Origin of the sequence: Erythrobacter sp., from assembly GCF_024305245.1 — a bacterium.
Lineage (GTDB): Bacteria > Pseudomonadota > Alphaproteobacteria > Sphingomonadales > Sphingomonadaceae > Erythrobacter.
Genome location: NZ_JAMWYX010000006.1, coordinates 174230 through 186145, shown reverse-complemented (window position 1 = coordinate 186145; position 11916 = coordinate 174230). Strand labels below are relative to the sequence as shown.

Here is an 11916-nt window from a genome sequence, read left to right as displayed (position 1 = left end):
TTGCCTAATTGATCAGGATTCGTGACCTTGCCTTCAGCTTGAAACGCGAGGTCGCACTTGACGTTATTCCGGAAAGAAGCGCTTGAGCAGCAAAACGACCGCCTGCATGGCGAAGTCGTTTTTACTCAGCCGCTGTCCACCAAGCTGTTTGCGGGTTCACTTTTTGGCATCATCGCCATTGCGGCCGTCTGGGTGAGTGTTGGCACATACGCACGGATCGAGACGGTGCCGGGCATGCTCGTGACCAGCGTTCCCAGCGCCAAGGTTGTGGCGCTGCAACCTGGGGTGGTGAGCGAACTTGCGGTGCAGGAAGGGCAGCTGATCCGCAAAGGCGATCGGCTGCTGGTCATCAATTCAGACCGCGGGTCGACCGGCGGCGGTGATGTCGCTGGCAGAGGGCTTGGAGCGCTTGCCGCACGGCAGCAGCTGACCGAGGCTCAGGTTGCGATGGCGGGTGGTAGAGCGACAGCCGAACGTGGGCGGCTCGCTACCATCATCACCTCGGCCGAGCAGCAGGCGATGAGCCTGCGCGATCAGATCGCCCTGCAGGAACAGGTGGTGGTCTCGAACCAGCAAATGTTCGATCAGGTCCTGGCCGTGGTCGAACGCGGGTTCGTGAGCAAGGTTGAGATGGAGCGTCGCCGCCAGACCCTGCTGTCATCGCAGCAGAGCCTAGCCAACCTTCGCCAGCAGCTAACCGCGAGAACTTCTGACGCGCAGCAGGCACGTGCTCAACTCGCCAGCGTCGCCATCGAGGCCGAGCAGGGCGTCTCGCAGATCCGCGATAGCTTGCAGGCGCTGAATGCGGAGCAAGCCAGGCTTGAGGGCGAACAGAGCTACGTCATCAGCGCGCCTATAGACGGGCGGGTGACAGCCTTGGCTGCCGGCGTGGGCCGCTCGGTCAACGCATCCCGCCCCGTGATGGTAATCGTGCCGGACGGCGCAGAACTGATGGCCGAGCTCTATGCCCCAACCCGCGCAGTTGGATTTGTGGAGGCGGGGAAGGAGACCCGGCTTCTGTATGACGCGTTCCCTTACCAACGTTTCGGGAGCTTCGGCGGCAAGGTGGCAAACATCTCGCGCACAGCACTCGACCCGCGCGAGACCGACATCCCGTTCCCGTTCGAAGAGCCCGTTTACCGGATCAAAGTTTCGCTCGATCAGCAGCGCATCGATGCGTTCGGCGGCCCCAGCCCGCTCCAGGCCGGAATGACGCTTCAGGCCAATATCGTGCTTGAGCGTCAGACGTTCCTTGCCTGGTTACTACAGCCGCTCAACGCCTTGTTGAACCGCACGGCATGAACAGCCCGCTCGACCTTGTGGAGTTTTCCGGGCGGCAACGGACCCCCTATATTCCACAAGGTGAAGCAAGCGAATGCGCTCTTTCATGCCTGGCAATGGTGTCCGGCTTCCATGGCTACAAGACTGATCTCATCGCCCTGCGCCAGCGCTACGGGATGAGCCTCAAAGGCGCGAACCTCAAGCAGGTGATGCAGGTCGCCGAAGACATCGGGTTCAATGCCAGGCCGCTTCGGGGCGAGATCGAGGATCTGCCGCACCTTGGCATGCCGGCGATCCTGCACTGGAACTTAAACCACTTCGTGGTGCTGACCGCGATCACCGGCGGTATCCGCGGACGGCGCTACCACATCCACGACCCAGCGCGCGGTGCTGTAGTGCTAGGCGAGGCCGATGTCTCGCGCTCATGGACTGGTGTAGCCCTCGATCTGCTGCGCTCCGAAAGCTTCAAGCCAAAGATCGAACAGCGCCAGCTCAACATCACCCAGCTCTGGTCGAAGATGACAGGGTTCTGGGGCACGATCCGGCAGGTCGTGCTGCTGTCGCTGGTGATGCAGCTGGTGGTGCTGGCCACGCCATTCTTTCTGCAGATCTCGATCGATACGGTGTTCCCGGCGTTCGACAGCGACCTGCTGCTGATGCTGGCGCTCGGGTTCGGTGGACTGGCGGTGATCAACCTCATGGCAAGCTGGCTGCGCTCGCTGATCCTGGTCACCCTGTCGAACTCGCTGTCCTACCAAGTCATCGTCAACCTGTTCCGCCACCTGATGCGCCTGCCATTGGACTATTTTGAGAAGCGACACGTCGGCGATATTATATCGCGGTTCGGCTCGACCCAGCCAATCAGCCAGCTGATCAGCCAGGGGATGATAGCAGCGTTCATCGACGGGCTGATGGCAGTGCTGACGCTGGCGCTGATGTTCGTTTACTCGCCGGTGCTGGGCGGGGTCGCCTGCGTCGCCCTCGGGCTCTACGTCTTCCTACGGCTTGCCTTCCTGCAGGCAATCAAGCTCCGCAACCTCGACGTCATTACGACGATGGCAAAAGAGAATTCCAATTTCATCGAGAGCGTGCGCGGGATCGCCGCGATCAAGGCATTCGGGCAGGAGGGAAATCGCCAGCGGCTGTGGCAGAAAAGCAAGGCCGATGCGGTCAATGCGCAGGTCAAGCTCGGGCGCCTCACCGCCGGGTTCGACGCGCTGGGGCAGTTCGTGGTCGGCGCCGAACGGGTGGTGTTCGTCTATGTGGCGATCACCCTTGCCTTTGACAGCGTCCTAACCGTGGGCATGATCTTCGCGTTTCAGGCCTACAAGCAGCAGTTCCTCGATGCGGGCATGCGGCTGACCGAGCAGGCAATCAACTACCAGATCGTCAAGGTGCACCTTACCCGCATTGCGGACATTGCTCTCTCGCCGACTGAGGAGGGCGAGACCGAAAAGAGCAACGACGAGCCGGACTTTACCAAGCCGCTGGTGCTGGACCGGGTGTTCTACCGCTATGGTGCCAACGAGCCGATGGTGCTGAACGGGGTGAGCCTGACCATCGAGCCTGGCGAGTTCATTGCGATCACTGGGCCATCGGGCGGTGGCAAGACGACGCTGATGAATATCCTGATTGGCCTGTTCGAGCCCAGCAGCGGGGCGATCCGGCTCGGCGATCGGCCGATCTCTTCCTATCGCAAGGGCAAGTATCGGCGCTGCATCGGATCGGTTGCGCAGGGCGACATGCTCTATGCGGGGTCCATCGCCGAGAACATCGCGTTCTTCGACCCGGAAATCGACATGGCCCGCGTCCGTGAGGTTGCACAGCAAGCCCAAATCGATGCCGAGATCGAGAAGATGCCGATGGGCTATGAGACGCTCGTCGGCGACATGGGCTCAGTGTTATCCGGCGGCCAGTTGCAGCGGGTGTTGCTGGCGCGGGCGCTCTATCCCGCGCCAAAGGTTCTGATACTCGATGAAGGCACTGCCAATCTTGATGCTGAAAATGAAGCAAAGATCCTCGAGGTCATCAAGGCGCTAAGCATCACTCGCATCGCTGTGGCACATCGCCCAGCGACGTTGGTAGCATCGGGAAAGTTGGTCGCCGTGATAGCTGGATCATTGAAGGAGGTGCCGCAGGACATGCGGGCTCGTGCACCTGGCCCGACACTGAGCGAGGGGGCCGCGATCAATACATCGACCACATCCCATAGTTGGACGAGTGACAAAACAGCGTCTCCTTAACGAACAATCGGAGGTTCCTTCCGCATCACCTCCGGTTAGTGGGAACCAAAAGGTGCGGATTTTCAAGCGAAGGAAAGTAGTATGCTTAGTCATGCAAACCAGTCACGCATGGGATTCAGGCATTTAGATCAATCCGAGTTGGCTCTTGTTACCGGCGGCAGCCGACTTAAGACCGCCCGCGAAGACCAGGAGTGGCGTGACCGTCATTCGACCGATGTCAGCGTGGTATCGGGTGATGATGTCTTTAAGGGAGCAGATGCCATTTGGTTTTACGACGCAAACGGTGACGGAAAAGCCAGTGAAGGCGAAGTAGTCGATTCCTATGAAAAGGACGGCGTTCACTATAATCCAGAAGCATGGGCGCAAAATGACGCCTTCCATGACTGGGTGGACAGTGACACTAGATGGGCTGACTTGGGGGGCTACATTGACGAAACTCTAAACAATCCTTGGACTTCTCTTGGAACGTTCTTTGATAATATTAGTGATTTAATGACAACCATTGATTTAGACGGGTCCGAATATATCGATTGGAAAACCGGAGGAGCTCATAGGGGCGTCGATGGCTCTAACGATCTTCTTAACGATAGTGACAGTATAGATCCTGTCGAGCCATGAGAGCCAATACCACGCCCCCGACTATGGTCGGGGGCGACTTCCGCAAAATGCTGAGAATTAAGTTCTTCACTACCTTTAGTGTCGGGCTTCTATGTGCCATTTCAAGCATTGTTGTGAATGTTGCAGTAAAGGCATTTTTGATAAAAAGCCCTCACATAGAAATAGAAAATGTAGGCAACATTTCCAATTTCCAGATAATCCACGCATTGAAATATGTTTTTGTTATTTTCATTGGGCCAATATTAGAAACCTTAATATTTCTCGCAGTGTGGCATGTTTCGAAGCATTTTTTGAAGAATGCATCATATCAAGCGGTTTTCTTCGCTTCGATGGTCTCGCTTTTGTCTTGGGGTTTGCATGGCGCAGATTGGATGGCATTAAGTCGAGCTGTTGGATTTTTTTATCTCTCCATTCTATTTATCGTCTGTGCCAATAAGGAAGGTCTTAAGTCCTCTTTTTGGACTACTTCATCTGCGCATATTTTCTGGAATGCACATGTGATGTTTATGAGCTTATGTTATCGTGTATTCTTTAAATCTTAGGGGATCTTCCGTTCAGTGAGGTTTGTGGATGCATGGCTTGAAGTGATTGGCTTATTTGTTGAGCTGGAACATAATCACGAGCCTCCTGATCAGTTCACTGTGAATGGCGGACGATGCGTTCGCCCACCATTCACAGCATCGCTTTGACCAAGGGGGACGCCTTACTCGATAGGATTGAGGTCGGGTCCGTAGGGTGGAGGTAAGGGCAGGATGACGCCGATGGCTTCGATCTTCTGCTTTACGGCAACGCGGTTGAAGTTCGGGACGCTGTTCATGGTAACCATGTCACCGGGGCGCAGTTCGAGCGCCAAGACTTGTGTCACTTGGATCCGTCGCTCTGCTGCTAGAGGATATGTAGGCGCGTAAGACGGTGGGTCATTGGGGACTGTTCGTCCACTACCGCTGTCGCCCCGCGCATTAACTTTGGCGATCCGGCGCTTGATTTCCTCTGGGCTAAAGCCCGAAGCATACAACTATCCAACCACATCCGGCCATGAGCAGGGCAGGTGACTGACTAGCCCGCCAGCAGGGAAGCGCCGCACCAAGTCCTATGAGACGGTATCGGTCGAGTGGCAGAAAACCACCCAGCTTCGGTCATAAGCGGGGTAGGAGCGCGACCCTGAAAGCGGAATGTCGGCTTCGGGCCAAATTGAACATTCACTTTGGCGATCGTGAACGATCGCCTCTGGGTCGACAACTGCCGTCGATCCGTGGAAGGGTGAAGGGCGACCATTTGCCTCTTGTTGCCCCATCGATACAATTGCCAATCGGCACGCTGGCGGTTACGCCAGAACCTGCGCGAAGCTGCATAGGAAACGCCGTATTTGAACGTCGCACGGCAGCTTTTCAGTAATGTGAGCCGGAAAGCTGCCGAATAGTCGCCGTTTAGAGTTTCGGTCGCCGAGAGGCGTCGGAAAGTCGACGATTCCCGAAAGCGCGTGTCGCAAGCGGTAAGTTATCGGGATCTTCTTCTTCTCGAGACAGACGGGATCGAGGAGGGCGCTGCAGGCGCACTGCCGCTATCCAGCCAATCTGACGTCCACGCGATCCGTCACCTCGGTCATCGCGTCGCGAAGTAACGAGGCGTGTGGCACGAGCATTTCCGACTCCTTGCGTCCATCGAGAAAGGCAAAGACGTCGTCTTCGCAGTCCACCTGCATGGAGACAATCATCGGCTCACGCTCGATGCCCCATCGCTTAGGCCAGTCCAATGCATAAAATTTGGCAATCTCGAGGTCCAACGTCCAGCTGATACCCTGCGCAACCTCGTCGATGCTGCCGGTCCCTCCCCGATATACGGTGAGAGGGAATTCCATTGCCTTGAACTTCTCCTGCTCTTCGGAGGTCATCAGGCTCGGCCCCCAGTCTTCGGCGAACTCGTCCATGGTCCAATAGATATCATCGCCCTCGTCGTGCGCGACCTTGCTTACGAAGGACCCGCATCGCCTCCCACCCAAGTATGGTTCGCTTTCCCAAGCTTGTCGCAGTGCGCCGCTGGCCATCGCCCGATTCAGTGGAAGCTCGAACTGCCATGCCTGAATGAGATCGGAAGTAAGACTGCAGCGCGCCCCATCATCGTGGCGCAGGAAGATCGAGATGCCATCGGAAAAGTCCTTATTCCAGCCCTTTGCACCGCGCCTTGCAGGACGTTCGAAGTCCTTCCATTGTTCGCTGATCTTGAACACGCCTGAAACTCCGTCTTACTTGGTTCGAAGGCCGGCCGGTTTTCCTTACCTGTGCCACCCGCCGTGCTACCGGTTTAGGCATTGATGCTGAAGAAAGTGTCACCTCGTCGATAGTTGCTCGGGGAACAGTCGATAGTTGCTCGGGGAACAGGTGCCATCCATTACGCGCGCAGAAACCCCTGATACGCCGCCTCCTCCCAACTCGCCCACCGCCTCAGGTCAGAGGTTCTTAAGATCCTTCCGCAAGTATGCGGCCTTCAAACCATTTGGGATGCGCAATGTTCAGACCCGCCCTGCTTCGCGCAACCGCTGCACTGTTCGCGGCGTGCGTGCCGTCTCTCGTTTCGGCCAACGATATCGAGGGAACCGCCGAAGTGATCGACGGGGACTCGCTCAGGGTTGGAGGCACGGAGGTGCGCTTGTTTGGCGTCGATGCGCCTGAGTTCACGCAGACTTGCTTCAGCAATGGTTCGCCGGTTGCTTGCGGCGTCATGGCTAAAGAGGCGCTGGAGGGCCTGATCGGAGGCGCCACACTGGCCTGCATTGCCCAGGATACTGACACCTACGGCCGCACTGTCGCACGATGCAGCACGTCAGGCGTGGATGTCGGCGATGCTCTGGTGGCATCGGGATGGGCCACGGCATTCCGGCGCTATGGCGATGACTATGTTGCAGCTGAAGCCCGCGCCCGAACATCGCGGTCAGGCATCTGGCAATGGGATTTCCAGCTTCCAGAAGATTACCGGGCGAGCCAGCAGATGGCCACTGAACGCCCGCGCACTGCTCGAACCACTACTAGGGCAAGCGTGGCACCGCGCCGGTTTGAACGCAGTGGCATGTGCCTGATCAAGGGCAACCACTCGCGCAGGGGCGAGTGGATCTATCACCTGCCAGGCATGCCATATTATGAGGAGACACGGGCCGAGGCCTTCTTCTGCACAGAAGCGCAGGCCCAAGCCGCCGGATATCGCCGCGCCATCGTCCGCTAGAAAATGACCGTGGTGAGAGGTGACAGCTCGCTCACTTCAGCACTGCCCTTTCCCTCACCCGCTGGATCGCGCCCCAAGCAATGTGCGCGGCGAACAGTGCGCGCTGTTCATTTAGCGGGCAGAATGCAGCGCAGTAGATCACCCACATAGCCTGCGCGTGGAGCGTTGCGCGGCGACGCCAATGCATCGGCGTTGAAGCGGACCCGGGCAAATGTATTCCGAGCGCCAGGCCCGCGTCGGCAAGCTCGTGGTCGTCAACCTCGAAGCCAATGACAGCAGCTGTGTCGAGTTCGCGTGCGAGGAACTGCACATCGGTCGGAGGATCTAACGGTTCCGCGGCGTCGCTCTCGTCCCGCATCCATGGCGCTAATGGCGGATATTGCCGGATTAGCACCACGGCATCCATTGGTATGCTTCGAGCAACGCCCCGAAGGATGTCTGCCTGGTTGTCGGTGGGATCGAAAAAATGATGCTCGATGTCGAACGCAGGTTCGCACCGACCGCTGCGTGTGATCGTGAAGAGTGCCAGCGAGCTTATTGCTGAGCGCGGATCACTCTCGGGGTGGGTGCGGATGATCGACAGGGAAGTGAGGGTTTCGGAGTGAGGAAGGCGTTGCATGATATCGGTGTGTCCTTTGCCCAGGCGCAGACAGGCGGCGCTTCGCGAAGAGGCGTCGCCTGGCATTGCGCTGGACGATTTCTGATGGTGGTGGGAAGAAAGGTGGCAAGGGATGCTGCCTTGCCGGCAGCACCCCTCCCGTTCAGCCAAAGTCGAACGGCTCGTCCGCGAACTTCAGGCGCAGTAGATGTTCGCTGAAGGCTCGCGAGCCTTCGATTGCCGCCATCTCGCCCCATGCCTGCCAGCGGTCGAGGCGATCCGCGATGAAGGCGAACAGCCGATCACGCGCGTGGTCGTCCGGAAAGGTGAGCGTCCACAGCACCCGGGTGAGAGGGATGTTGTTGCCCAATTCGAACCCGATGAGCTTGATGCCCGGCCTGTCTGCAACCGGTTCTCGCACGAAGCGGTATCGCAGCGCCCTGCCCATTGCTTCTTGCGCTGCCATGATCTGCTCGCGCCGCCCGCGGGTTACGCAACGATCTAGCCCGTTCCAGCTGACAGGGAACTCGAGCGGCGCGAGATCAGGGGCATCGAGAGGCCGCGTCGCTGCCAGCATCCGCGCTGCAGCCTCGCCTTCGATCGTCACTTGGCTGTCAGCGATGAGGCCTTGGCCATAGAGCCACGACATATAGTGGCGCTGACCCTCCCAGCTTTCACCAAACAGGTCGGTAACCCACTCTTCGTAACCAACCATCCGGTTCATCTTGGCATGAAGGATGGCCAGGAGCACATCGCATCCGCGGTCGACCGGGCAGATCCCCTTGTCTGGCATGGAAAGGCGATGCGTCCAGAAGTAGTGGCGCAAGCTTGGCCAAAGGCCGCCAACTTCATCGATCACGCCGTGAATGGCAGGGTCGACGCGCAGCCAGTATCCCCACGGAAGGTCAGGATGGCGCTGGGCGGCATACTGGCGCGGATCAGGTCTCCAGTTACGAGTCATGGCGCCCTCCCTTGCGTGGGAGCAACGCCTTGGGTTTGGCCCCAAGGGTGAGCGGCACGCCGTGCCCGCCAGCGCAGTCACCATCGATGCTGGATCCGTGATCGTCGAGCGCGCTCAGCTTGTTTGCAAGCTGCACAACCTGGTCCGCGACATAGCCGATGTCGCGATAGAGCCTTGGACCATCCTCCCGGTTCTTATCGTTGCGAGAGTTTCCTTCGGGCAGGAGGTCGCCGACTTTGTCGCAGGCGAAGCCGAACCACCAGGCATCGGGGGCGCCGGCAGCATCGCTGTCCGCTGCCAATGGCGTGGTCAGATGCGATAGCTGACCATGGCCCACATGACAGATCCGAACCTCAGACGGCTCGTATTCATCGCAGAGCGACGCATAATCGAGACCCTTATGCGGCGTTATGCCAAGCTCGGACGGGATGGCATCACGTTCATAGCACCAGAGCGGATGCGATGAACCAATCGCAACATAGCCCGCAAGTGTTCCATTCCTCTGCCTCAATATCAGGCAGGCGTAGCCGGTGGCAGCGTCTTGCCACGCCACCCTGTCAGGTTCGTTCTCCCACGGCCCCTCTCCGTAGGGTCGGCGTTCCGGGATATTGAGGACCTGCTCAGGTCGGATCTCGTGATCGCCCAGGATTAGACGCTCCGGCAGCGCAAGCGCAGAAGACCGGGGCTTGCTGGGCACCAGGCTGCGGCTTTTGCTGCGGGCGCGGCCGCTTGGTGATTTGGTAGATTTTGGCATTACAAGTTTCCTTCAGACACAAAAAAAGCCGCAGCGTCCGGGATGGACCTGCGGCTGAGTGGCTCCCGGATTGCGGGAGCCGATTGAACTTGCGCGGGTTGCTATGGTGCCGGGCATGCGCAAAGCGCCCGGGCTACATCGTGTGGTGATCAGGTCATGGGGTTCTCCTTGTTTGCTGGCTGGCGGGACTGACGTTCGATCCGCACAGCCTCGGTTTGCTGACTATGCTGCTCGGTAAACCGTGCCTTTCAGACGAGCGCACGCCACCTGCCCCCGCCCCCACGGGGCGAACGCGTTCGGCACGAACTTGCTTGCGGGCATTGCCTTCGCCGCAGCTTCAGCCAGCACGAGAAGGCTGCGATGCGGATGGCTGGCGATGGCGCCGTGGGCGGCGAGATGGCGCAGGCAAATCACGCTGGTGGTCAGCACATCGGCCAAACATTGATCGCGCACCTTGTCCCACGCGCCGCGCTCGACAAGCTGACCGATCTCCTTCGATGGCGTGGGCTTGCACGGAATGCCCACCGCTCCGGCGTATTCCGGGAGATGCGGGAAGGCCGCGCGTCCCGCGACCGCGCGGCACAGATCCAACCGTTGCCGGGCATAGGGACTGAGATCCAAGAGCTGCGACGGCAGCAGCAACCCGTATTCGCTGGCAACACGGCGCAGCACTGCGAGGTCCTTGCCCTCCCCTGCCCATGTAGTCAGCAAGGCATCAGGATGCAGTTCGAGCATGCCGAACAAGCGCTCGGTAATCTCCTGTTCGCTCGCCTCGTCATTCGCCAAAACCGTAATCGATTCTACGTCGGGCACGTCGCATCCCGGATCGAATCGCAAGACAAACCAGCAACAGCACGCGATGCGATGAAACGGCCAGCGGACATCGTCCTCGGCATCCTTGCCTTCGGCGGTTCGGTATCCGCCATGACGCGCGCGATCGTAGGCGAATTCGAGATCAACGAGGACGACGCGCAGCGGGCGGTGTCCCTTGCTATCGCTTGCATGCGACCGGGCAGCGAACTGGCGGGCTTCAAGTTCGAGGGCAGTCTCGTATGCGGATGATACGGCGGTATGTGGCGTAGCCTCAGTATCGTGGAGGCCAGCACTGGTCGTTGTGATGTCGGTAGTGTTCATTTTTCATGTTCCTTGAAACGCAACAGGCCCGCACGCAGCGGGCCTGGTTGGCGTGATCATTGATGTGATGGTTTGGGCTTTGATTCGTGCTCAGCGATAACGCTCAGCAGCGGTCACGGTTTTGGTGGTAGGCGCTGGCAGCAGTTTTTCTTGAAACCATGCCATCTCCGATGATGCTTCATCGAGCCGGACCTGTTTCTGCCAGACCCGCTCCACCACATTCCATCTGTAGCCGCGCCCCCTGAGTTCATCCTTGGCGGCGAACGGCGCGCCCGTGGCTGAGATCAGCATGCTTGGCTGCTCTGCTGATTCCAGCAGCCGCGCAAAATGGCTGCGGACATTTTCGCCATCAGGGTCGCTGCGCTTTTGCTTCAGCAGCCATAGCAGGCTCCAGACGTCATCCCCTGCGCGGTGGGCATTGGCGAACCAGCCATGTTGATTGAGCAACGCCGACTGACCGCGACCATCGCACCCAAGCTGTGCCCATTCGATTTCCGCCATGCTGCAGGCCCACGGCTTGTCGGCAAGCTGCGGATAGCGTTGATCGAACCAGCCAATATCAAAATTTGAATTGTGAGCGGCGACCAGGTCGGCGCGATCGAGCAGCACCAGAACCTTCTCGTCATCGATCGCCTGATTAGCGAGATCGTTATCGCAAAGGCCGGTGAGCTTTCGGATCTGGGGCGACAGCGGGATGCCCGGATCATTGCGCCAGGACCACGGCCCCAAATGCGCAAGCACCTCGCCATCTGGACTTACCCAAGCAAGCAGGATCGCCAGCTCAATCAATTCGTCATCGGCCAGCGAAAGCCCTGTCGTCTCCACGTCGACAACTGCCACGCATGTCGCATCGGGCGGCGTGCCGGCATCCATGCGTGAAAAGGGTTCGGGAATTTTTCGGAAGACGCGGTAGTCGCCGCTTGCTTCAAGCGTGCGCGCGGCACGTTCGAGCTTTTGGTTTGATGATTTAAATTGCATAGAAAGTTTCTCCAAGATTGTGCGTTGGCGAAACCGGCGAAGGCGAAAGCCGAGCGTCTCTGCTCCACTTCCTTTTTTCCTTCACCCTGCCGGCTTCACCCGGCATCTCTTCCCTTCTGCCTCTTGTTGAAAA

Annotated in this window: 13 protein-coding genes; 6 read left to right on the top strand and 7 right to left on the bottom strand. The window is 58.8% G+C overall.

Features of this window, described 5'->3' with window-relative positions; genetic code table 11:
- Positions 1–57 precede the first annotated feature (57 nt).
- The 4 genes from Q0L48_RS10690 to Q0L48_RS10675 all read left to right on the top strand — a co-directional run bounded on the left by Q0L48_RS10690 (position 58) and on the right by Q0L48_RS10675 (position 4684).
- Complete coding sequence (locus Q0L48_RS10690) at positions 58–1302, top strand: HlyD family efflux transporter periplasmic adaptor subunit (RefSeq protein WP_296720722.1); 1245 nt, start codon at positions 58–60, stop codon at positions 1300–1302.
- Positions 1299–3524, top strand: a complete 2226-nt coding sequence (locus tag Q0L48_RS10685) for a peptidase domain-containing ABC transporter (RefSeq protein WP_296720719.1) — start codon at positions 1299–1301, stop codon at positions 3522–3524. The genes Q0L48_RS10690 and Q0L48_RS10685 overlap by 4 nt, the downstream gene beginning before the upstream one ends.
- Before the next feature lie 81 nt (positions 3525–3605).
- Positions 3606–4142 carry a hypothetical protein gene (locus tag Q0L48_RS10680; RefSeq protein WP_296720716.1) on the top strand — a complete coding sequence of 179 codons (537 nt, stop codon included), beginning with the start codon at positions 3606–3608 and terminating at the stop codon, positions 4140–4142.
- The gene (locus Q0L48_RS10675; RefSeq protein ID WP_296720713.1) at positions 4139–4684 is read left to right on the top strand and encodes a hypothetical protein; all 546 of its coding nucleotides are present in this window, start codon (positions 4139–4141) and stop codon (positions 4682–4684) included. Before Q0L48_RS10680 ends, Q0L48_RS10675 begins: the two co-directional genes overlap by 4 nt.
- Positions 4685–4845: 161 nt before the next feature.
- Here Q0L48_RS10675 and Q0L48_RS10670 read toward each other — a convergent pair whose 3' ends face one another.
- Both Q0L48_RS10670 and Q0L48_RS10665 read right to left on the bottom strand, forming a co-directional pair.
- The gene (locus Q0L48_RS10670) at positions 4846–5007 is read right to left on the bottom strand and encodes a hypothetical protein (protein ID WP_296720710.1); all 162 of its coding nucleotides are present in this window, start codon (positions 5005–5007) and stop codon (positions 4846–4848) included.
- 696 nt (positions 5008–5703) lie between these two features.
- A complete protein-coding gene (locus Q0L48_RS10665; protein WP_296720707.1) occupies positions 5704–6369 on the bottom strand; it encodes a hypothetical protein in 666 nt (221 codons plus the stop codon).
- 278 nt (positions 6370–6647) lie between these two features.
- Here Q0L48_RS10665 and Q0L48_RS10660 point away from each other — a divergent pair, with 278 nt between their 5' ends.
- On the top strand, positions 6648–7358 hold the full coding sequence (locus Q0L48_RS10660) for a thermonuclease family protein (RefSeq protein ID WP_296720705.1): 711 nt from the start codon (positions 6648–6650) through the stop codon (positions 7356–7358).
- A gap of 31 nt (positions 7359–7389) precedes the next feature.
- On the opposite strand, the gene Q0L48_RS10655 is transcribed toward Q0L48_RS10660, so the two are convergent.
- The 4 genes from Q0L48_RS10655 to Q0L48_RS10640 form a co-directional block, all read right to left on the bottom strand.
- The gene (locus tag Q0L48_RS10655) at positions 7390–7977 is read right to left on the bottom strand and encodes a hypothetical protein (protein WP_296720702.1); all 588 of its coding nucleotides are present in this window, start codon (positions 7975–7977) and stop codon (positions 7390–7392) included.
- Positions 7978–8119: 142 nt separating this feature from the next.
- Entirely contained in the window at positions 8120–8917 is a 798-nt protein-coding gene (locus Q0L48_RS10650) for a hypothetical protein (protein WP_296720699.1), read from the bottom strand.
- Positions 8907–9671 (bottom strand): hypothetical protein, encoded by a 765-nt coding sequence (locus Q0L48_RS10645; RefSeq protein WP_296720696.1) that lies wholly within the window; start codon positions 9669–9671, stop codon positions 8907–8909. The genes Q0L48_RS10650 and Q0L48_RS10645 overlap by 11 nt, the downstream gene beginning before the upstream one ends.
- Positions 9672–9893: 222 nt before the next feature.
- Positions 9894–10508 carry a hypothetical protein gene (locus Q0L48_RS10640; protein ID WP_296720758.1) on the bottom strand — a complete coding sequence of 205 codons (615 nt, stop codon included), beginning with the start codon at positions 10506–10508 and terminating at the stop codon, positions 9894–9896.
- Here Q0L48_RS10640 and Q0L48_RS10635 point away from each other — a divergent pair.
- Positions 10392–10733 (top strand): hypothetical protein, encoded by a 342-nt coding sequence (locus tag Q0L48_RS10635; protein WP_296720768.1) that lies wholly within the window; start codon positions 10392–10394, stop codon positions 10731–10733. The genes Q0L48_RS10640 and Q0L48_RS10635 overlap by 117 nt on opposite strands.
- A 162-nt stretch (positions 10734–10895) precedes the next feature.
- On the opposite strand, the gene Q0L48_RS10630 is transcribed toward Q0L48_RS10635, so the two are convergent.
- The gene (locus tag Q0L48_RS10630; protein ID WP_296720691.1) at positions 10896–11798 is read right to left on the bottom strand and encodes a 3'-5' exonuclease; all 903 of its coding nucleotides are present in this window, start codon (positions 11796–11798) and stop codon (positions 10896–10898) included.
- Between the last annotated feature and the right edge of the window lie 118 nt (positions 11799–11916).

Bases quoted from the DNA above. Each gene is read 5' to 3' on its own strand.
- Q0L48_RS10685 (WP_296720719.1), top strand. From the start codon at position 1,299: ATGAACAGCCCGCTCGACCTTGTGGAGTTTTCCGGGCGGCAACGGACC.
- Q0L48_RS10680 (WP_296720716.1), top strand. From the start codon at position 3,606: ATGCTTAGTCATGCAAACCAGTCACGCATGGGATTCAGGCATTTAGAT.
- Q0L48_RS10675 (WP_296720713.1), top strand. From the start codon at position 4,139: ATGAGAGCCAATACCACGCCCCCGACTATGGTCGGGGGCGACTTCCGC.
- Q0L48_RS10660 (WP_296720705.1), top strand. From the start codon at position 6,648: ATGTTCAGACCCGCCCTGCTTCGCGCAACCGCTGCACTGTTCGCGGCG.
- Q0L48_RS10655 (WP_296720702.1), bottom strand. From the start codon at position 7,977: ATGCAACGCCTTCCTCACTCCGAAACCCTCACTTCCCTGTCGATCATC.
- Q0L48_RS10650 (WP_296720699.1), bottom strand. From the start codon at position 8,917: ATGACTCGTAACTGGAGACCTGATCCGCGCCAGTATGCCGCCCAGCGC.
- Q0L48_RS10645 (WP_296720696.1), bottom strand. From the start codon at position 9,671: ATGCCAAAATCTACCAAATCACCAAGCGGCCGCGCCCGCAGCAAAAGC.
- Q0L48_RS10635 (WP_296720768.1), top strand. From the start codon at position 10,392: ATGCAGTTCGAGCATGCCGAACAAGCGCTCGGTAATCTCCTGTTCGCT.